20 protein-coding genes are annotated in these 19384 nt (G+C 55.4%); 10 read left to right on the plus strand and 10 right to left on the minus strand.

Going from position 1 to position 19384, the window contains the following annotated elements; all coding sequences use genetic code 11:
* Positions 1-30: 30 nt before the first annotated feature.
* From AAEY27_RS10825 to pspF, 8 genes are all read right to left on the minus strand, one after another.
* Entirely contained in the window at positions 31-1191 is a 1161-nt protein-coding gene (locus AAEY27_RS10825) for a carboxymuconolactone decarboxylase family protein (protein ID WP_342325309.1), read from the minus strand.
* Positions 1192-1368: 177 nt separating this feature from the next.
* On the minus strand, positions 1369-2157 hold the full coding sequence (fabI, locus tag AAEY27_RS10830) for an enoyl-ACP reductase FabI (RefSeq protein ID WP_263100696.1): 789 nt from the start codon (positions 2155-2157) through the stop codon (positions 1369-1371).
* A gap of 122 nt (positions 2158-2279) precedes the next feature.
* A complete protein-coding gene (sapF, locus tag AAEY27_RS10835; protein ID WP_342325312.1) occupies positions 2280-3086 on the minus strand; it encodes a peptide ABC transporter ATP-binding protein SapF in 807 nt (268 codons plus the stop codon).
* A 1-nt stretch (position 3087) separates the two neighbouring features.
* Positions 3088-4080, minus strand: a complete 993-nt coding sequence (gene sapD, locus AAEY27_RS10840; RefSeq protein ID WP_342325314.1) for a putrescine export ABC transporter ATP-binding protein SapD — start codon at positions 4078-4080, stop codon at positions 3088-3090.
* A complete protein-coding gene (sapC, locus tag AAEY27_RS10845) occupies positions 4080-4970 on the minus strand; it encodes a putrescine export ABC transporter permease SapC (RefSeq protein ID WP_342325315.1) in 891 nt (296 codons plus the stop codon). The genes sapD and sapC overlap by 1 nt, the downstream gene beginning before the upstream one ends.
* Complete coding sequence (gene sapB, locus AAEY27_RS10850; protein WP_342325317.1) at positions 4957-5922, minus strand: putrescine export ABC transporter permease SapB; 966 nt, start codon at positions 5920-5922, stop codon at positions 4957-4959. Before sapB ends, sapC begins: the two co-directional genes overlap by 14 nt.
* Positions 5919-7559: an ABC transporter substrate-binding protein SapA gene (gene sapA / locus AAEY27_RS10855; protein ID WP_342325319.1), complete on the minus strand. Its 1641-nt coding sequence runs from the start codon at positions 7557-7559 to the stop codon at positions 5919-5921. Before sapA ends, sapB begins: the two co-directional genes overlap by 4 nt.
* 98 nt (positions 7560-7657) lie before the next feature.
* Complete coding sequence (gene pspF, locus AAEY27_RS10860; protein ID WP_342325321.1) at positions 7658-8638, minus strand: phage shock protein operon transcriptional activator; 981 nt, start codon at positions 8636-8638, stop codon at positions 7658-7660.
* Between the two features lie 167 nt (positions 8639-8805).
* On the opposite strand from pspF, the gene pspA reads away from it, so the two are divergent.
* The 7 genes from pspA (at position 8806) to tyrR (ending at position 14578) form a co-directional block, all read left to right on the plus strand.
* The gene (gene pspA, locus AAEY27_RS10865; protein WP_342325323.1) at positions 8806-9474 is read left to right on the plus strand and encodes a phage shock protein PspA; all 669 of its coding nucleotides are present in this window, start codon (positions 8806-8808) and stop codon (positions 9472-9474) included.
* Positions 9475-9526: 52 nt separating this feature from the next.
* Positions 9527-9751, plus strand: a complete 225-nt coding sequence (pspB, locus tag AAEY27_RS10870; RefSeq protein WP_016495895.1) for an envelope stress response membrane protein PspB — start codon at positions 9527-9529, stop codon at positions 9749-9751.
* Positions 9751-10110 carry an envelope stress response membrane protein PspC gene (gene pspC, locus AAEY27_RS10875; RefSeq protein WP_342325327.1) on the plus strand — a complete coding sequence of 120 codons (360 nt, stop codon included), beginning with the start codon at positions 9751-9753 and terminating at the stop codon, positions 10108-10110. The genes pspB and pspC overlap by 1 nt, the downstream gene beginning before the upstream one ends.
* A gap of 10 nt (positions 10111-10120) precedes the next feature.
* Positions 10121-10348 (plus strand): phage shock protein PspD, encoded by a 228-nt coding sequence (pspD, locus tag AAEY27_RS10880; RefSeq protein WP_342325328.1) that lies wholly within the window; start codon positions 10121-10123, stop codon positions 10346-10348.
* An 86-nt stretch (positions 10349-10434) separates the two neighbouring features.
* Positions 10435-11832 (plus strand): YcjX family protein, encoded by a 1398-nt coding sequence (locus tag AAEY27_RS10885; RefSeq protein WP_342325539.1) that lies wholly within the window; start codon positions 10435-10437, stop codon positions 11830-11832.
* Complete coding sequence (locus tag AAEY27_RS10890) at positions 11829-12890, plus strand: YcjF family protein (RefSeq protein WP_342325330.1); 1062 nt, start codon at positions 11829-11831, stop codon at positions 12888-12890. Before AAEY27_RS10885 ends, AAEY27_RS10890 begins: the two co-directional genes overlap by 4 nt.
* Positions 12891-13036: 146 nt before the next feature.
* Positions 13037-14578, plus strand: coding sequence for a transcriptional regulator TyrR (gene tyrR, locus AAEY27_RS10895; protein ID WP_342325541.1), 1542 nt, complete (start codon positions 13037-13039; stop codon positions 14576-14578).
* A 130-nt stretch (positions 14579-14708) separates the two neighbouring features.
* Here tyrR and tpx read toward each other — a convergent pair whose 3' ends face one another.
* Positions 14709-15215: a thiol peroxidase gene (tpx, locus tag AAEY27_RS10900; protein WP_342325332.1), complete on the minus strand. Its 507-nt coding sequence runs from the start codon at positions 15213-15215 to the stop codon at positions 14709-14711.
* 115 nt (positions 15216-15330) lie between these two features.
* Between tpx and ycjG the strand changes: the two genes are divergently transcribed.
* On the plus strand, positions 15331-16296 hold the full coding sequence (gene ycjG / locus AAEY27_RS10905) for an L-Ala-D/L-Glu epimerase (RefSeq protein WP_342325333.1): 966 nt from the start codon (positions 15331-15333) through the stop codon (positions 16294-16296).
* Here the strand turns inward: ycjG and mpaA are convergent.
* Positions 16287-17000 (minus strand): murein tripeptide amidase MpaA, encoded by a 714-nt coding sequence (gene mpaA / locus AAEY27_RS10910; protein ID WP_342325335.1) that lies wholly within the window; start codon positions 16998-17000, stop codon positions 16287-16289. The genes ycjG and mpaA overlap by 10 nt on opposite strands.
* A gap of 154 nt (positions 17001-17154) precedes the next feature.
* On the opposite strand from mpaA, the gene AAEY27_RS10915 reads away from it, so the two are divergent.
* Together AAEY27_RS10915 and AAEY27_RS10920 are read left to right on the plus strand one after the other, a co-directional pair.
* The gene (locus AAEY27_RS10915) at positions 17155-18771 is read left to right on the plus strand and encodes a peptide ABC transporter substrate-binding protein (protein WP_342325337.1); all 1617 of its coding nucleotides are present in this window, start codon (positions 17155-17157) and stop codon (positions 18769-18771) included.
* Positions 18772-19189: 418 nt separating this feature from the next.
* The gene (locus AAEY27_RS10920) at positions 19190-19378 is read left to right on the plus strand and encodes a YdiH family protein (RefSeq protein ID WP_342325339.1); all 189 of its coding nucleotides are present in this window, start codon (positions 19190-19192) and stop codon (positions 19376-19378) included.
* The last annotated feature ends 6 nt before the right edge of the window (positions 19379-19384 follow it).

Raw genomic sequence — 19384 nt, forward strand, 5'->3', positions numbered from 1 at the left:
AACCCGCCGCCGCCGCGCTTTGCCAGCCGGTTAGTCGGCGGTTTGCCCTAAGGCGATTTTCAGACGGTTGACCCAGCCACACAGTGCGCAACGCAGCAATAAATTTACGGCGGCCTGGCGGCTAAACCCTTGCTCTATTAGCAGCGAAAACTGCACCGGGCTGAACCTGTCCGGCGCGCAGGTTAAAAGTTGAACCGCTTGCGCGAGTGTATTCTCTTTACTTTGTCCGCCGAGCGTACGGCTTAGTTCGCGGCCGCCACCCCGCAGGGCATGTACCAGCTCGACATCATGGGCACCGTTTTGCACGCGTTCCACGAAGCAGTTCACGCTGCCGTTAATACGCGCCGTGTAAGCGGCCACCAGCCAACCGAGATGTTTGTTGGGGTTAAGCGAGGTCACGCGCTGGCAAATTTCCCCCAACTCGTTGAGTTGCAAATGTTCATGCGCCAGAACGGGCGCGAGCAGGCGCAGTTCGGGCAACGGCTGCCAGTGGGCGAGAGATTCCATTTGGGCCGCATTGGCAATGCGCAAATCCACGATGTCGATGCCCGGTTTCCACGTCATCGGCATCTCGGCAAAATGCGTAGCCTCCGCTTCTTGCTGCGTCTCCATGCCGGGGATAAACCGCACCGGCTGGCCCAGCAGCGCTTGCAATATCGCCAGTACACGCGCCTGAAACGCGATAAAGCCGATGATTTGATTGATAACCACCAGGTCGTACAACGTCAGGCCGACATCTTCTAACTGTTGGCGTGCGCGGGCATCAATCACGGACGGGGAGGCCGCAAGCTGACGGGCATACTGCGTAATTTGCGCCAGCCGGTAGTTACTTTCCCGTGACGAGTCCGGGCCGGGCAGTGGCGCAAGACGCGCCGCATAGTGATTGCACAACCGCTGAATGCCAAACACCTGCGCGACGGTCAGCGCGGTGCTAAGGCGATCGTAAGCGCTGAAGGTGCGCAAGCGGCTGGTAGGAACGCGCTGCGGGAACAGCAGGGCATAAAGTTTGCGGGCAGGGGCGACAATCGTGTCGAGGTCGGTAATCAATTCATCCGGTAGGGCGAGGTCGAGCAGAAAGGGATCATTGACGGTGGCCGCTTCGGGAACCAACGGTAGCGCTTGTGCACGGCTGGTGCTTGACTGGGTCTCATGATACCAGTGGCTTTTACCGGTAAAACGGCGTTGTTCCATGGTCGTTCCTTGGTCTGAAAGTGGCGATCCGGATACGACGTCAGGTCTTTTGCGCCGGATCTTTTTTGCTGCTTAATCCTGGCGTAAGGGCGGTGAGGGATGAAAGATTGTTAGGTGATAATAAATATCAGAAAGGCATATCGAAAAACGCCCCTTCAGGAGAAGGGGCGGCGGGAATTATTTGATTTCCAGCTCGTTCATGGCGGCGATGTTGAAACCGCCGTCCACGTGCACCACTTCGCCGGAGATACCCGCAGAGAGATCAGAGCACAGGAACGCCGCAGAGTTGCCAACGTCTTCGATGGTCACAGTGCGGCGAATTGGGGTAACCGCTTCGCAATGTGCCAGCATTTTACGGAAGTCTTTGATGCCGGATGCAGCCAGAGTACGGATTGGGCCAGCGGAGATACCGTTAACACGCACGCCTTCCGGACCCATCGCGTTCGCCATGTAGCGCACGTTCGCTTCCAGAGACGCTTTCGCCAGACCCATCACATTGTAGTTCGGGATAGCGCGCTCAGCGCCCAGGTAGGAGAGGGTCAGCAGTGCAGAGCCCGGGTTCAGCATTTCGCGGCAGGCTTTTGCCAGTGCAACGAAGCTGTAGGAGCTGATGTCATGCGCGATTTTGAAGCCTTCACGGGTAACCGCGTTAACGTAGTCGCCATCCAGCTGATCACCCGGTGCGAAACCGATGGAGTGAACGAAGCCGTCAAATTTCGGCCAGACTTTCGCCAGGTCAGTGAACAGCGCATCGATGCTTTCATCTTTAGCAACATCGCACTCCAGTACGATGCTGGAACCCAGCTGGGCGGCAAACTCTTCAACACGGCCTTTCAGCTTGTCGTTCTGGTAGGTGAATGCCAGTTCAGCGCCTTCGCGGTGCATAGCCTGTGCGATGCCGTATGCGATGGACAGTTTGCTGGCGACGCCAGTTACCAGAATGCGCTTACCGGAAAGAAAACCCATAGCTCTAATCCTTATATTCATTGTTGTGGCGATCGCCATTATTGTGGGGCGATCGTCGTTAAAACGCGGCGATTCTATCATGAGTCGCCGAATCAGTTAATCCGACCACTGAAACTATTGAATCAACGGTCTTTTCGCCAGGCATCGGCGGTTAACGCTTCACCAAAATGCCCGGCAATCAAACGTTTTGTTAAATCATGTAGCGGAGAGGCGAGCACATCGGCGGTACTGCCGCGCTCCACCACTTCACCCTGATGCATCACCAGAACCTGGTCACTAATGTGTTTCATCATGCCGATGTGCTGGGTGACATAAATATAAGAGATACCCTGTTTTTCCTGTAATTCCAGCATCAGGTTAATTAACTGCGAACGCATCGACATATCCAGCGAGGCTAACGCTTCGTCGGCAATGATCACTTTCGGGCGCAGAATCAATGCGCGCGCCAGCCCAAGACGCTGTTTTTGCCCCGGAGCCAACATATACGGGTAGTAACTGACGTGATCCGGCAGCAAACCGACCATGCGCAGCGTTTCGAGAATGCGCTTGCGCCGCGCTTCCGGTTCGAGGTCGGTATTCAGGCGCAGCGGAAAATCAAGGATTTGCGACAGCCGCTGACGCGGGTTCAGCGAGGTCGTCGGGTCCTGAAAAATCATGCGAATGTGCTGGCTACGAAAGGTGTAATCGCCGTAATGCAGCGGCTGATCGTCAATCACCAGTTCGCCGGATGACGGTTCAATCATTCCCGCCAGCATTTTTGCCAGTGTCGATTTCCCGGATCCGTTTTCGCCAATAATCGCCAGCGTTTGTCTTTCCCGCAAAGTGAAACTGAGCGGTTTCACCGCTTCGACCGTTTGGCGGCGAAACCAGCCGGTACGGTAGCGGAAGGTTTTGCTCAGATTGCGGACTTCAAGCAAGGTTTCGACCATTTCACTCACTCTCCATGTTCAGCGGGAAATGGCAGGCGTACAGATGGTTTCTCGCTCCGGTAAGCCGTGGTTTTTCAATGCATTTACGCTGCGCGTAAGGGCAGCGCGGCCCCAGGCGGCAGCCGATCGGTAACTGCTCCAGCAGCGGAATCGCGCCCGGCATGGTGTTCAGTCGGCTTTTATGCGGCATCGCGCTGCCAAAATCCGGTATCGCGCGGATCAGCGCCTGGGTATACGGGTGATGCGGCGTGCTGATCAGTTCTTCACTCGGCGCGGTTTCCACTGTCTGGCCGCAATACATCACGTTGATGCGATCCGCCCATTTGCTCAGCATCTGCAAATCATGGCTGATCAGCATAATCGTGGTGTTGTTGTTCTGGTTGAGACGGTCGAGCAGGCGGAAAATTTGCGCCTGCGTGGTCGGCTCCATTGCGTTAGTGGGTTCATCGGCAATCAGCAGACGCGGCTGGTTGGCCAGCGCGATGGCAATCATCACTTTCTGGCATTCACCTTCCGTCAGTTCATAGGGAAAACTGCGCATCGCGTCTTTATGATCTTTGATGCCAACGCGGTGCAAAAGCTCGATGGCGCGGCGTTTGCGCCAACCAAAGCGCTGCCACCAGTTGCCTTTCCACGTCCAGCCGGGAATATTTTGCGTCAGTTGTTTGCCAACGCGCTCCGAAGGATCGAGACAGGATTGCGGCTCCTGGAAAATCATCGACACGTTATGGCCCAGCAGCTTGCGCCGCTCACGGGCAGACAGGCGCAACAAATCGATATCATCGAAGCGCATACGGTCGGCGGTGACGCGCCAGTTATCTTTGGTGACGCCACAAATCGCTTTAGCAATCAAACTTTTGCCAGAGCCGGACTCACCGACCAGACCGCGAATCTCACCTTCCGCCAGCGTCAGGCTGACACGATCGACCGCTTTAACCCACTCTTCGCCGGTTTTGACTTCAATCGTCAGGTTACGGATATCAAGCAGCGGCATTATTCCACCCCCGCCGTAATTGCGCGGCGAATACCGTCGCCCAGTACATTGACCAGCAACACGCTAATCATAATGGCCGCACCCGGCAGCATCACCGTCCACGGCGCAACATAAATCAGCTCCAGCGCGTCGCCGAGCATTGCTCCCCATTCCGGGGAAGGAAGCTGCGCACCGAGATCAAGAAAGCCGAGCGCGGCGATATCCAGAATCGCCATCGATAGCGCACGGGTAATTTCCGTCACCATGCCGGCAGTAATATTCGGCAAAATCGCGAACCACAAAATGTTCAGCGTTGATGCGCCATCGAGGCGGGCAGCAACCACATACTCTTTTTCCAGTTCGTCATGCACCATGCTGTAAACCGAACGCACCATGCGCGGCAATAATGCCAGCCAGACGGCAAACATTGCATGGGTTAGATGCGGGCCAGCAAAGGCCACAATAATAATCGCCAACAGAAGTGTCGGCAGGGAGAGCAGCGTATCGAGAATATGGTTCAGCACCGCCGAGCGCAGGCCATGCGTCGCCCCGGCGAACACGCCAAGCGCCAGGCCGAACAGCGTCGCCGCCAGCGTGACAACAAACGCGCCACCGACCGTTGGCGCCGCGCCGCTCAGCAAGCGGCTTAACACATCGCGGCCTAAATCGTCGGTACCGAGGAAAAACGACACATCGCCATAGCGCGACCAGGACGGCGGCAAAAGCTGATAGCCGAGGAATTGCTGATCGATGCCATACGGGGCAAACCAGTGCCCGAAAACGCACAGCAGCAGTAACGCGCTACAGCCATACAGGCCGATCATCGCGGTGGTATCGCCATAGAATCTGCGCCACGCGGTTCGCAGCGCGCCGGGCAGGCGTTTTTCGCTGTAGACGCTATCGTAAGGCATACCATTCCTTATGTTTCAACGGGTTCGCCAGCGCACCCAGGATATCGGACAGCACATTGACAATAATGACCAACGAACCGATGACCATCACACCGGCGGAAATCGCCGCGTAATCCTGCTGGCGGATGGCGTTGATCAACCAACGGCCCAACCCTGGCCAGCTAAAGACCATTTCGGTGATCATCGCCAGCGTCAGCATGGTGGAAAATTGCAGCCCGAGACGCGGAATAACCGGCGGCAGGGCATTGTGTAAAACATGGCGGCGCAAAATCGTCAGCCGGGAAAGACCGCGCGTGGCTGCTGCTTTAATATAGTTTTTATCGAACACGTCAATGGTGCTGATGCGCATCAGGCGGATCACTTCCGTGGTTGGCGCAACCGCCAGCGTCACTACCGGCAAAACGACGTGGCGCAGGGCGCTGATGATCATCTCCTCGCGCCACGGTGAGTCAGAAAGCCAGGCGTCAATCAGTGAAAAACCGGTCACCGTTTTCACTTCGTAAAGCAGATCGAAACGCCCGGATACCGGCAGCCAGCCGAGATTGAGCGAGAAAAACAGTGTTAGCAGCAGTGCCAGCCAGAACACCGGAATCGAAAAACCGAGCAGTGCCACCGCGCTGACCAGTTTGTCCTGCCATTTTCCGCGCATCACGCCGGCCAGCATGCCAACCGGGATGCCGACCAGCAATGCGGAACCAAATGCCAGAATGCACAGTTCCATCGTCGCGGGGAAGACCTCTTTCAACTGCTCGGAAATCAATTGGCCGTTGATGCTGGAAACGCCAAAATCCCAATGCAGCAGACCGGTAAACCAGAACACCCAGGCATTCCACAGCGTCGCGCCTTGCAATGGCGCATGTGGCGTAAAGTAGCTCAGGCTAAAGCCAACGAAGGTCAGTAAAAACAGCGTGACCAGAAGCAGCAGCAAACGACGCAGGGTAAAGATAATCATGGCGGTGACACCTCTTGTTTTTCCCGCGAGACACCGGCGAACGAGGCGCTGCCAAACGGGCTGAGCACCAGGCCTTTAATATCGTAGCGATACGCCTGCAAACGCAGGGAGGAGGCCAGCGGCAACACCGGCAATTCGCGCGCGAGGATTTGCTGCGCTTCGTCATAATCATCAATACGTGCGGCAAGCTGCTGGGAAGCCAGTGCTTTTTGCAATACGTCATCGAACCCGCGGTCGCACCAGTGCGCAAAATTGGTCTGCGAATTAATCGCGGCACAGCTCAGCATCGGGCGGAAGAAACTGTCCGGGTCGTTACTGTCGGTGGCCCAGCCAGCCAGAGTTAAGTCGTGGTTCATGTCCATCAAGCGTGCTTCCTGGAAACGGCCTTCCACCGGCACGATGATCACTTTCACGCCGACTTGCGCCATGTCCGCCTGGATAAGCTCGGCGGTTTTCAGCGGGCTTGGGTTCCACGCTTGCGAACTGGTGGGCACCCACAATTGCAGCGTCAAATTCTCCAGCCCCAGCGCTTTCAGGCGTTCACGCGCTTTTGCCGGATCATACTCGGTAATTTTCGCTTCATTGTCATACGCCCAGGAGGCGCGCGGCAGGATAGACGCCGCGGTTTCTGCGGTGCCGTAATAGATGGATTGCATCAGGCGCTGATTATTGATCGACAACGCCAGCGCGTGGCGGACTTCCGGGTTATTCAGCGGCGGTTTGTTGGTGTTAAACGCCAGATAAGCGATGTTCATGCCGGGGCGTAGCGTCAGGCGCAAACGCGGGTCGTCGCGCAAAATTGTCAACTGGCTGGCGGCAGGCCAGGCCAGCACGTCGCATTCGCCAGTTAACAGTTTCGATAAACGCCCGGTTCCGCCAGAACCCAAATCAACAACCACTTGTTGCATCAACGGCTTACCGCGCCAGAATTTTTCGTGACGTTGTAACCGAATATATTGACCTGCGCTGTATTCATCGAGTTGATAAGGGCCGGTGCCGATCGGCTGGCGATCAATCAATTCCTGACGGTCTTTTTGCGCCAGTTGTTCGGCATACTCGGCAGACATAACCGAAGCATAGTGTGTGGCGAGGTGCCATAAAAATGACGCATCCGGTTTTTTCAGGCGAAACTCGACGGTGCGGTTATCCAGCTTACGTACGCTGTCGACGGAATCGGCGAATTGCAGGCTATCAAAATAGGGGAAATTACTGCCGTTAACGTTATGCCACGGATGATTGCGATTGAAGATGCGCTGGAAGGTAAACACCACATCGTCGGCATTCAGTGTGCGATGCGGGGTAAACCACGGTGTGCTCTGGAAATTGACGCCATCGCGCAGACGAAAACGGTAGGTTGCGCCGTTATCCAGCACGTCCCAGCTTTCCGCCAGTTCGGGCACCAGCCGGTAGGTATAAGGATCGACATCCAGCAAGCGGTCGTATAGCTGCGCCGCCAACGTATCGACAATCAGCCCGCTGCTCGCTTTTTGCGGGTTAAACGTATCCACCTGGCCACTGACGCAATAGACAAAGCCGCTATCGCGAATATCCGCAATCGGCGCAGGCGAGGGAGCCGCCTGGGCAATACCCGCCGCCAGGCTTGCGCTCAATAACAGGGAAGAGAAAACCAGACGCATGATTTATTCAACGATTTTAAATTCATGTGCAAAGTGTATCGCACTTAACCTGGCTTCGTACAAATGTCTGCTAACGACTGCTGTTATTGTCGGCGATTTCAACTGATTTGATGTTTTTTCAGCAGCGCGCGCAACTGGTGATAGGTCAGCCCTAATAATTCCGCCGCCCGTTTTTGGTTGTATTTCGCCTGTTGCAGACTGGTTTGCAGCAATTGCTTTTCCTGGTCGTGCTGGAAGTTGCGTAAATCCAGCGGCAGTTGCGGCATCGCAGAAGGCGCAGTTTCAAGCTGCGGTTCGGCAGGCGTTTCGCGGTTAAACGGGTCGAGAATAATGATGTCCAGCGGCGTTTCGCTGTTGCCGTGGCGGTAAACCGAGCGCTCAACAACGTTTTTCAACTCGCGGATATTTCCCGGCCACGAGTAGTTCATCAGCACGTCGCGGGCATGTTCCGTAAACCCGGGAAACAGCGGCAGATGCAATTCCCGGCACATCTGAATCGCGAAATGATCGGCCATCAACATAATGTCGCTCTGGCGCTGTCGAAGCGGCGGCAGCAGCACAACATCAAACGCCAGCCGGTCGAGCAGATCCGCGCGAAACGTGCCGTCCTGTACCATTTGCGGCAAATCGGCATTGGTGGCGCAAACCAGCCGCACATTAACTTGCAAAGGCTGGCTGCCGCCAACGCGCTCCAGTTCGCCATATTCGATCACACGCAGCAGTTTCTCCTGCACCAACATTGGCGCGGTCGCCAGTTCGTCAAGGAACAATGTCCCGCCGTCAGCACGTTCAAAACGGCCTGGGTGGCGTTTTTGCGCGCCGGTAAACGCTCCGGCTTCATGACCAAACAGTTCGGTGTCGAGCAAATTTTCATTCAGCGCCGCGCAGTTCAGGGAGATAAACGGCCCTTGCCAACGGGAAGAGAGGTAGTGCAAGCGGTTGGCAATCAGCTCTTTACCGGTTCCGCGCTCGCCGATAATCAGCACCGGTTTGTCGATTGGCGCCAGGCGGGAAACTTGTTCCAGCACTTCAATAAAGCTGTTGGCTTCGCCGAGCAGGTTCTCTTTTTGTTCTGACATGATGAATTTCGCCACTTGTTGGTGTGATTAACCACTCTAGCTGAAGTTATCGGTGCGGTAAAATTATTCATCCGCTTTATAATCAACAACATAAAAAGTTGGCACGAAGCTTGTAATACCGAGTTAGCAGGGCTGAGCCCGATTACAGAAATCAAGAGGAACAGATTATGGGTATTTTTTCTCGTTTTGCCGACATCGTGAACGCCAACATCAATTCGCTGCTGGAAAAGGCTGAAGATCCGCAAAAACTGGTGCGCCTGATGATTCAGGAGATGGAAGACACGCTGGTCGAAGTGCGTTCGACTTCAGCGCGTGCGCTGGCGGAGAAAAAACAGCTGTCTCGCCGCATTGAGCAGGCGAGCGCGCAGCAGGCCGAATGGCAGGAAAAAGCCGAACTGGCATTGCGTAAAGAGAAAGAAGATCTGGCGCGAGCGGCGCTGATTGAAAAACAAAAAGTGACCGCGCTTATCGACACGCTGGAACAAGAAATAACGCTGGTTGATGAAAGCCTGACGCGCATGAAAAAAGAGATTGGCGAGCTGGAAAATAAACTCAGTGAAACGCGCGCCCGCCAGCAGGCACTGACGCTGCGCCACCAGGCGGCCAGCTCTTCTCGCGATGTTCGCCGTCAACTGGACAGCGGCAAAATGGATGAAGCGATGGCGCGTTTTGAATCTTTCGAACGCCGTATTGACCAGATGGAAGCCGAAGCGGAAAGCCACGGTTTCGGCAAACAGAAATCGCTGGATCAGCAATTTGCCGACCTGCAAGCGGATGACGAAATCAGCGAGCAGCTGGCGCAGTTGAAAGCCAGAATGAAACAGGACAATCAATAAAAATAGCGGCGGCGTCAGAAGATGCCGCACGTCATCCCTGTAAGGAGTACACATGAGCACGCTTTTTCTGGCTATACCCTTGACCTTATTCATCCTGTTCGTTTTGCCGGTCTGGTTATGGCTGCATTACAACAACCGCACTTCGCGCGGCGAACTTAACCAGAATGAGCAACAACGGTTGCTGCAACTGTCCGAAGAGGCCACCAGGATGCGTGAACGCATTCAGGCGCTGGAAGATATTCTTGATGCTGAGCACCCGAACTGGAGAGATCGCTAATGGCTACCCTTAATCTGAATAAAAAATTATGGCGTATCCCGCAGCGCGGTAAAGTCGGCGGCGTATGCGCCGGAATCGCGCAGTACCTTGATATTCGTGTCAAAGTTGTGCGCATTCTCGCCATTCTGGCGATGTGTTTCGGCCTGTTTTTCTTTGTCGTCGCCGCTTATATCGTGCTGTTTTTTGTCCTCGACCCGCTGCCGGAAAATTACGCGGAAGGGGAAACTGTACCGAGCAGCAGCGAGCTACTGGATGCTGTCGATGCGCAACTCGCCGCCGGGGAGTCTCGCCTGCGGCAGATGGAGCGTTATGTCACCTCCGATACGTTCTCGTTGCGTAGCCGTTTTCGTCAGCTTTAAGAGGTCATTTATGAATCGTCACTGGCAACGCGTAAATCGCAACGTCAAACCGGGTTTGAAATTCGCCGGCAAACTGGTGTTGCTTACCGCGCTGCGCTATGGCCCGGCGGGTGTGGCGGGCTGGGCGGTAAAATCCGTTGCCCGTCGACCCGCAAAACTGCTGCTGGCTGTGGCGCTGGAACCGTTACTGAAACGCGCGGCGGATAAATTATCGCGCCACTTCAAACAAAAAGCCTGACCGTATCAGGCATTGATAAGTTAAAACCCGCCCACATCTCATACACTGTTTGTATCTTTTGGACTTCAGGGCGCACACGCATGGCGATGGATCGATTTCGAAACGAACTGAACGCGCTGGTTAACCGCGGCATGGACAGGCATTTACGCCTCGCGGTAACCGGCCTGAGCCGCAGTGGCAAAACGGCGTTTATTACCGCGCTGGTCAATCAACTTCTTAATATTCATACCGGTTCGCGGCTGCCGCTATTGAGCGCTGTGCGCGAAGAGCGGTTGCTGGGCGTTAAACGCGTCCCGCAACGTGATTTCGGTATTCCCCGTTTTACCTATGATGAAGGGCTGGCGCAGCTTTATGGCACGCCGCCGGTCTGGCCAACGCCGACGCGCGGCGTGAGCGAGATTCGCCTGGCGCTGCGTTTTCGTTCGCGAGACTCGCTGCTGCGTCACTTCAAAGAAACCTCTACGCTCTATCTGGAAATTGTCGATTACCCCGGCGAATGGCTGCTGGATTTGCCGATGCTGGCGCAGGATTACCTGAGTTGGTCGCGGCAAATGACCGGGTTGCTGCAAGGCCAGCGCCAGGTGTGGTCGGAGAAATGGCGTGCGCTGTCCGCCGGTCTTGATCCGCTCGCGCCTGCCGATGAAAACCGGCTGGCGAACATTGCCGCCGCCTGGACGGATTATCTGCACCAGTGCAAACGCGAAGGGCTGCATTTTATTCAGCCGGGGCGTTTTGTATTACCGGGCGATATGGCCGGCGCGCCCGCGCTGCAATTTTTCCCGTGGCCGGATGTTGACGGCGCAGGCGAGGCGAAGCTGGCGCAGGCCGGTAAACACACTAATGCCGGGATGCTGCGCGAGCGCTACAACTACTACTGCGAGCATGTCGTAAAAGGCTTCTACAAGAATCACTTTCTAAAATTCGATCGCCAGATAGTGCTGGTCGATTGCCTGCAACCGCTGAACAACGGTCCGCAGGCGTTTAACGATATGCGCCTGGCGCTGATGCAACTGATGCAAAGTTTTCACTATGGCCAGCGCACACTGTTTCGCCGCCTTTTCTCGCCGGTGATCGACAAGCTGCTGTTTGCCGCCACCAAAGCCGACCATATTTCGGTCGATCAGCACGCCAATATGGTGTCGCTACTGCAACAACTGATTCAGGACGCCTGGCAAAACGCCGCGTTTGAAGGCATCAGCATGGATTGCCTCGGGCTGGCGTCCGTGCAGGCCACGCAAAGCGGGCTGATTGAGGTGAATGGCGAAAAGATCCCGGCGTTACGCGGTCATCGATTGAGTGACGGTTCGCCGCTGACCTTTTACCCTGGCGAAGTTCCGGCGCGTTTGCCGGGACAGGCGTTCTGGGACAAGCAGGGTTTCAGCTTCGAGGCGTTTCGCCCGCAAATCATGGATGTCGACTCACCGCTGCCGCACATTCGAGTGGATGCCGCGCTGGAGTTTTTAATAGGAGATAAATTGCGATGACCGAGCCGCTAAAACCGCGCATTGATTTCGCCGGGCCGCTGGATGCGCAAAGCCACGAGCAGTTTAAGCATGCGCAAATTTTTAATGAACAGCAGGGCGAAAACTTCGCGCCGGTCGCCGCCGATGACTTGCCGGAAGAGGGGCAAGCCGAAGCGGTTGTTGAAGCCGCGTTGCGCCCGAAGCGCAGCCTGTGGCGCAAAATGGTGTCCGCTGGCCTGACGTTGTTTGGCTTAAGCGTTGTCGGCCAGGGCGTGCAATGGACAATGAACGCCTGGCAGACGCAGGATTGGGTTGCGTTGGGTGGGTGTGCCGCCAGTGCGCTGATTATCGGCGCGGGTGTGGGTTCTGTCGCCAGCGAGTGGCGGCGGCTGTGGCGTTTACGCCAGCGTGCGCAGGAGCGTGATGAAGCCCGCGACTTGTTGCACAGCCACGGAGCCGGAAAAGGGCGCGCGTTTTGCGAAAAACTGGCGCATCAGGCGGGTATCGACCAGTCTCATCCGGCGCTGCAACGCTGGTATGCCGCCATTCACGAAACGCAAAGCGATCGCGAAATCGTCACGCTTTATGCCCACCTTGTGCAGCCCGTGTTGGATGCGCAGGCGCGGCGCGAGATCAGCCGTTCGGCAGCAGAATCAACACTGATGATCGCCGTTAGCCCGCTGGCGATGGTCGATATGGCGTTTATCGCCTGGCGCAATCTGCGCTTAATTAACCGCATCGCCACGCTGTATGGCATTGAACTGGGCTACTACAGCCGTTTGCGCCTGTTTCGGCTAGTACTGCTGAATATCGCGTTTGCCGGCGCAAGCGAGCTGGTGCGCGAAGTCGGTATGGACTGGATGTCGCAGGATTTGGCGGCGCGGCTTTCCGCCCGCGCGGCGCAAGGCATTGGTGCCGGGCTGTTAACCGCGCGTTTGGGTATCAAAGCAATGGAATTGTGCCGACCCCTGCCGTGGCTGGAGGATGACAAGCCGAGGCTTGGGGATTTCCGCCGTCAACTAATCAGCCAGGTGAAAGAGACGCTGCAAAAGGGCAAGCTTTCGCGCCCGGTTGCGTAAATAAGCGGCGCTGCGCGTTTACCTTTACAGCGCTGCGCCGCTTTTTCCGTCATGCTGTCAATATTTGTTGACAGAAATCTTCCTGCCAGCCGGGAAGTGGCATATCATCCCAGACATTACGTGAATGAATAAGGGTGAGTATTCCCATGCGTCTCGAAGTGTTTTGTGAAGACCGTCTTGGTCTGACTCGTGAATTACTTGATCTGCTGGTGCTGCGCGGCATTGATTTACGCGGGATAGAAATCGACCCTGTCGGGCGTATTTACCTCAATTTCGCCGCACTGGAATTCAACACCTTTAGCAGCCTGATGGCAGAAATCCGCCGCATCCCAAGCGTTACTGATGTTCGCACGGTGCTGTGGATGCCTTCCGAACGCGAGCACCGCGCGCTCAGCGCATTGCTTGAAGCGTTGCCGGAGCCGGTTTTATCGCTGGATATGAAAAGCAAAATCGAGCTGGCGAACCCGGCGAGTTGCCAGCTTTTCGGCCAGGATCTGGACAAATTACGCAACCATAACGCCATTCAACTGATTGCCGGTTTTAACTTCCAGCGCTGGCTGGACGGCAACCCGCATAGCTCGCATAACGAACATGTGGTGATCAGTGGGCAAAATTTCCTGATGGAGATTACCCCGGTGCATCTGGAAGGGGAAAGCGGCGAGCCGGTGCTGACAGGTGCGGTGGTGATGTTGCGTTCCACCGTGCGGATGGGGCGGCAGTTGCAAAACCTCAGCCAGCAGGATGTCAGCGCGTTCAGCCAGATTGTCGCCGTCAGCCCGAAAATGCGCCAACTTCTTGAACAGGCGCGGAAACTGGCAACGTTGACCGCACCGTTGTTGATCACTGGCGATACCGGCACAGGAAAAGATTTGCTGGCGCACGCCTGCCATCTTGCCAGCCCACGCGCGGCGAAACCGTACCTGGCGCTGAACTGCGCGTCTATCCCTGAAGAGTCGGTGGAAAGCGAACTGTTTGGTCACGCGCCGGAAGGGAAAAAGGGCTTCTTTGAGCAAGCCAACGGCGGCTCGGTGCTGCTGGATGAAATCGGCGAGATGTCGCCGCGTATGCAGGTGAAACTGCTGCGTTTCCTGAATGACGGGACATTCCGCCGCGTTGGAGAAGATCATGAAGTGCACGTTGATGTGCGCGTGATTTGTGCCACGCAGCGTAACCTGGTGGAGTTGGTGCAAAAAGGGCTGTTCCGCGAGGATCTCTATTATCGCCTGAATGTGTTGACGCTAAATCTCCCACCTCTGCGCGACCGCCCGCAAGACATCATGCCGCTGACCGAACTGTTTGTTGCCCGTTTCGCGGATGAACAAGGCGTTCCGCGCCCGAAACTCTCACAAGATCTGCATCAGTTGCTGAGCCGTTACAGCTGGCCGGGCAATGTGCGGCAGCTTAAAAACGCGATTTATCGCGCACTGACGCAACTGGAGGGTTACGAACTGCGGGCGCAGGATATTCAACTGCCGGATTACGATGCCGCATCCGTTCCGGTGGGCGAAGATGCGATGGAAGGGTCGCTGGATGATATCACCAGCCGTTTCGAGCGTTCGGTGCTGACGCAGCTTTATCGTAATTACCCGAGTACGCGCAAGCTGGCCAAGCGTTTGGGTGTTTCGCACACCGCGATAGCCAATAAGTTGCGGGAATATGGGTTAAGCCAGAAGAAAAGCGAAGAGTAAAAAGATGCAGACTCTTTGTAGGCCGGATAAGCGTTAGCGCCATCCGGCGATCGAAGCGCCACCGAGCATGTTGCCGGATGGCGGCTGTCGCCTTATCCGGCCTACACCAGGCCGGATAAACAACCAATTATTAACCTTTCAATACTTCCAGCGCTGCCGAGTAGTCCGGCTCGTTGGTGATTTCGTTGACCAGTTGGCTGAAAACAACGTTGTCGTTTTCATCAATCACCACCACCGCGCGCGCAGCGAGGCCTTTCAGCGCGCCGTCAGCAATACCAACGCCGTAGTTTTCCAGGAAGTCTTCGCTACGCAGAGTGGAAAGCGTGATCACATTACCCAGGCCTTCAGCGCCACAAAAACGGGACTGCGCGAACGGCAAATCAGCAGAAATACACAGCACCACGGTGTTGTTCATTTCAGTCGCCAACTGGTTGAATTTACGCACAGAGGCGGCGCAAACACCGGTATCAATGCTCGGGAAAATGTTCAGCACTTTACGTTTGCCCGCAAACTGACTCAGCGGAACATCAGACAGATCCTTCGCCACCAGCGTAAACGGTTTAGCTTTTGCGCCGACCTGTGCAATCGTGCCGATAACGGGAACCGGGTTGCCCTGAAAATGAACGAGTTGTGACATATTATCTTCCTGTTTACATATAGTTAACGTCGGCGCTAGTGTATGTCATCGGCGGAGATCACGGCAAACCTATTTTCGTATCTATACTGGTTTACATTCCGGCAAAGGAGCGAGCATGAGAAGCGTCAACGTTTATGAGGAAACATGGCCGCTGCATACGCCGTTTGTGATTTCGCGCGGTGCACGCAGTGAAGCGAGAGTGGTCGTGGTCGAACTGGAAGAAGACGGCATTAAAGCGTCCGGTGAATGCACGCCGTATGCGCGTTATGGCGAAAGTGAAGCATCGGTGATGGCGCAAATCATGACGATTGTGCCGCAACTGGAAAACCGTCTGACCCGCGAAGCGCTGCAAACGTTGTTGCCGCCGGGCGCGGCGCGTAACGCGGTGGATTGCGCGCTGTGGGATCTGTCGGCGCGCAAAGCGGGGCGAACACTGGCGAATTATACCGGTGTTGAGTTACCGAAAACGGTGATTACCGCGCAGACCGTGGTCATCGGTACGCCTGAACAGATGGCGGCCAGCGCGGCGGCATTAAGCGAAAAGGGCGCACAATTACTGAAAGTGAAACTCGACGATCACTTGATCAGCGAACGGTTGGTCGCGATCCGCGCCGCCGCGCCTGATGCGACATTAATTGTGGATGCCAACGAAGCGTGGCACAGCGAAGGACTGGCGGCGCGCTGCCAATTATTGGCGGATTTGGGCGTCGCGATGCTCGAACAACCGCTGCCCGCCGGAGACGACGATGCGCTGGCGAACTTTATTCACCCCATCCCCATTTGCGCAGACGAGAGTTGCCACACGCGCGAAAACCTGGCAGCGTTGCATGGACGCTATGAGATGGTCAATATCAAACTCGATAAAGCGGGGGGATTGACAGAAGCGCTGGCGCTGGCGCATGAAGCCTCTGAACAGGGTTTCACATTGATGCTGGGCTGTATGATCTGCACCTCCCGCGCTATCGCGGCGGCGTTGCCGCTGGTGAACTGCGTGCGTTTCGCCGATCTGGATGGCCCCACTTGGCTGGCCGTTGATGTCGAACCACCGTTACATTTCACCACCGGCGCGCTTCATCTTTGAGGATCCCAGTGCAGCAGGGCGGTCATCGCCGCAAGGTATTTCTCACTGGCTTCATCGGATGAAATCGGCGGAAATTCGACGGTAATGCAGTGCAGATTGATGTCCGCACACCAACTGCCAAACGAGCCGGGCGTCTCATACCCGACGCTGGTCACCAACGGCAGGGAAAAGCCGTTCGCCAGCCATTTCCCAAGGGCGCTTTCGCGAGGGTCTTCAACGCAGGCCAGCGGATCGTGAAACGTCACCACCCACGCCGGATGAATGCGGTGAATCAACTGACAGAGTGCCTGGGTTTCCGGCTCTGAACCGGGCGTATCGCCCGTCTGCAACACCACATCACGTTCTTTCGCAGCACTGTTCCAGCGATACACCGTTTCACCGGCTTTCCAGTTGGCGGCGGGGAAGTTGCGATTGAGATCGACACCGTTCGCATTGGCGCGCAGGCCTAGCTGGCAACCATCCGGATTGACCACCAGCACCACATGATGGTGGCGCAAATCATGGGTGAGTGTGCGTAGCGCGCAGGAAAGTGTCACCACGGAGGAATTTTCATCGCCGTGGGTTCCGGCAATGATCAGCCCGCTTTCGTGCGTGGCGATGGGCGCCGGAAACCACATCAGCGGCGCGCCCAATACCGAGCGGCCAAACTCTTCACTGCCGTGGGCAAAAGCTCCCCGTTGTGCGCGTGGACGTGTGACAGTCATGATGTTTCCTGGTCAGGTTTACTTACCGCAAGTGTTGAGTATAAAACGGTGCGACGCAAATCATTTCCTGTGTGTATGAATTTGCTTTCCTTAGTGTTAAAACAAATAATTACACCACCTTTTTCCGGGACGTGGCACATCACAAGGGGATCCTATGAAGCATCAATTTTCAAAGCTGAGCTGTGCGCTCTGGTTGTGCGGTTTTTCTGTTGCCGCATTCGCGGCGGATGTGCCCCCAGGTACCCAACTGGCGGACAAACAGGAAGTGGTGCGCCACATTAAAGATGAACCGGCGACATTGGATCCGGCAAAAGCCGTTGGCCTGCCGGAAATTCAGGTGATTCGCGATCTGTTCGAAGGCCTGGTGAATCAAAACGAGAAGGGCGAAATTGTCCCCGGCGTTGCGGAAAAGTGGCAGAGCAGCGATAACCGCGTCTGGACATTTACGCTGCGCAATAACGCCCGTTGGTCAGATGGCTCGCCGGTCACCGCGCAAGATTTTGTGTATAGCTGGCAGCGGCTGGTCGACCCAAAAACCACGTCGCCTTTTGCCGGGTTTGCCGCACTGGCAGGGCTGAGCAATGCCAAAAGTATTACGGAAGGGAAAACGCCGGTGGAACAATTGGGCGTTAGCGCGGTGGATGCGCGGACACTGCGGGTGCAACTCGACAAACCATTACCGTGGTTCCCCAGTTTAGCGGCTAGCTTCGCGCTGTACCCGGTGCAAAAAAAGAACGTGGACAGTGGCGCGGAGTGGACGCGCCCAGGCAACCTGGTGGGCAACGGCGCGTATGTGCTGACCGATCGCGTGGTGAATGAAAAACTGGTGCTCGATCGCAACAAACAATATTGGGACGATGGCAAAACGGTAATTCAGAAAGTGACCTTTGTGCCCATCAACCAGGAGTCTGCGGCCACCAAACGCTACCTGGCAAATGGTGTCGACATCACCGAATCTTTCCCGAAAAACCTCTATCAAAAACTGCTGAAAGATATTCCCGGCCAGGTCTACACGCCGCCGCAACTCGGTACTTATTACTATGCGTTTAACACGCAAAAAGGGCCGACGGCGGATGCGCGTGTGCGCCTGGCGCTGAGCATGACCATCGACAGGCGAGTGATTGCGGAGAAAGTGCTTGGCACCGGTGAGAAACCGGCCTGGCGCTTTACGCCGGATGTCACTGCCGGGTTTACGCCGCAACCTTCACAGATTGAGCAGATGAGCCAGGCAGAGCTGAACGCGCAGGCGAAAACGCTGTTACAGGCGGCAGGATATGGCCCGCAGCGTCCACTGAAACTGACGCTGTTATATAACTCTTCGGAAAACCATCAGAAAATCGCCATTGCTGTGGCGTCGATGTGGAAACAGAACCTTGGCGCGGAGGTGAAGTTGCAAAATCAGGAGTGGAAAACGTATATCGACAGCCGTAATAGCGGCAATTTTGATGTGATTCGCGCTTCGTGGGTGGGCGATTATAACGAGCCGTCGACGTTCTTGTCGGTGTTGACCTCCAACAGTAGTAGTAATATTCCACGTTTTAGCGATGCGACCTATGACAAGGTACTGAACCAGGCCACGCTGGAAACCACGGCGAAAGCGCGTAACGCTGACTATAACGAGGCGGAGCATATTATTGCGGAGAAAGCGCCAATCGCGCCGATTTATCAGTACACCAACGGGCGTTTGATCAAGCCGTGGTTGAAAGGGTACCCGATCAATAATCCGGAAGATGTCGCCTACAGCCGCACTTTGTATATTCTGAAACACTGATAAAAAAAATCCCCTTACATCACGGGAAGTAAGGGGAAACTCATTGATTACGGAATGGTTCCTGTCTAAGCAGGAGTGAAAAAAATTTTACTTATGGAATGTGAAGGGACAATGGAGGAAATAAGGAGACGAACCCGCGCCGCCAGAGGCCTTAAACGAAAAAATGCCCGCTGCATGAGCGGGCAAAAAATACTGGAAGCAATGTGAGCAATGTCGTACTGAATACCTGAGTGATTCACTCAACTATTCAGTGTTGAGAAAGATAATCTTTATCATTTAATCATGCAACCCCTTTTTTTGTGGGGTGGGAATGCCTGTGAAACCAAGCGCCCACGCAGGTTTGCTTTATGGTTTGGGTCAAAAAATAATCAGTTCGGTGTGCTATAGTGAACAAGGTTTAACCACACAAGAGGATTTTATGGCAACTGAACTAAACCCCACCCAATTGGCAATCGAATACCTCAAGCGCGACAAAAGCTCCATCACGCCGGCTGAGTACTTAAAAAAACTCAAACAACTCACGCTGGAATTTGAAGACCTGCTCACGCTGTCGCACAGCGAACTGAAAGAAGAGATCGACTTTGCCTGGCGGCTGGGCATCCACTAGCCCACA

Source organism: Kosakonia sp. BYX6 (genome assembly GCF_038449125.1).
Lineage (GTDB): Bacteria > Pseudomonadota > Gammaproteobacteria > Enterobacterales > Enterobacteriaceae > Kosakonia > Kosakonia calanthes.

Coding starts and splice junctions, on each gene's coding strand:
- AAEY27_RS10825 (WP_342325309.1), bottom strand. CDS start 1,191: ATGGAACAACGCCGTTTTACCGGTAAAAGCCACTGGTATCATGAGACC.
- fabI (WP_263100696.1), bottom strand. CDS start 2,157: ATGGGTTTTCTTTCCGGTAAGCGCATTCTGGTAACTGGCGTCGCCAGC.
- sapF (WP_342325312.1), bottom strand. CDS start 3,086: ATGGTCGAAACCTTGCTTGAAGTCCGCAATCTGAGCAAAACCTTCCGC.
- sapD (WP_342325314.1), bottom strand. CDS start 4,080: ATGCCGCTGCTTGATATCCGTAACCTGACGATTGAAGTCAAAACCGGC.
- sapC (WP_342325315.1), bottom strand. CDS start 4,970: ATGCCTTACGATAGCGTCTACAGCGAAAAACGCCTGCCCGGCGCGCTG.
- sapB (WP_342325317.1), bottom strand. CDS start 5,922: ATGATTATCTTTACCCTGCGTCGTTTGCTGCTGCTTCTGGTCACGCTG.
- sapA (WP_342325319.1), bottom strand. CDS start 7,559: ATGCGTCTGGTTTTCTCTTCCCTGTTATTGAGCGCAAGCCTGGCGGCG.
- pspF (WP_342325321.1), bottom strand. CDS start 8,638: ATGTCAGAACAAAAAGAGAACCTGCTCGGCGAAGCCAACAGCTTTATT.
- pspA (WP_342325323.1), top strand. CDS start 8,806: ATGGGTATTTTTTCTCGTTTTGCCGACATCGTGAACGCCAACATCAAT.
- pspB (WP_016495895.1), top strand. CDS start 9,527: ATGAGCACGCTTTTTCTGGCTATACCCTTGACCTTATTCATCCTGTTC.
- pspC (WP_342325327.1), top strand. CDS start 9,751: ATGGCTACCCTTAATCTGAATAAAAAATTATGGCGTATCCCGCAGCGC.
- pspD (WP_342325328.1), top strand. CDS start 10,121: ATGAATCGTCACTGGCAACGCGTAAATCGCAACGTCAAACCGGGTTTG.
- AAEY27_RS10885 (WP_342325539.1), top strand. CDS start 10,435: ATGGATCGATTTCGAAACGAACTGAACGCGCTGGTTAACCGCGGCATG.
- AAEY27_RS10890 (WP_342325330.1), top strand. CDS start 11,829: ATGACCGAGCCGCTAAAACCGCGCATTGATTTCGCCGGGCCGCTGGAT.
- tyrR (WP_342325541.1), top strand. CDS start 13,037: ATGCGTCTCGAAGTGTTTTGTGAAGACCGTCTTGGTCTGACTCGTGAA.
- tpx (WP_342325332.1), bottom strand. CDS start 15,215: ATGTCACAACTCGTTCATTTTCAGGGCAACCCGGTTCCCGTTATCGGC.
- ycjG (WP_342325333.1), top strand. CDS start 15,331: ATGAGAAGCGTCAACGTTTATGAGGAAACATGGCCGCTGCATACGCCG.
- mpaA (WP_342325335.1), bottom strand. CDS start 17,000: ATGACTGTCACACGTCCACGCGCACAACGGGGAGCTTTTGCCCACGGC.
- AAEY27_RS10915 (WP_342325337.1), top strand. CDS start 17,155: ATGAAGCATCAATTTTCAAAGCTGAGCTGTGCGCTCTGGTTGTGCGGT.
- AAEY27_RS10920 (WP_342325339.1), top strand. CDS start 19,190: ATGGCAACTGAACTAAACCCCACCCAATTGGCAATCGAATACCTCAAG.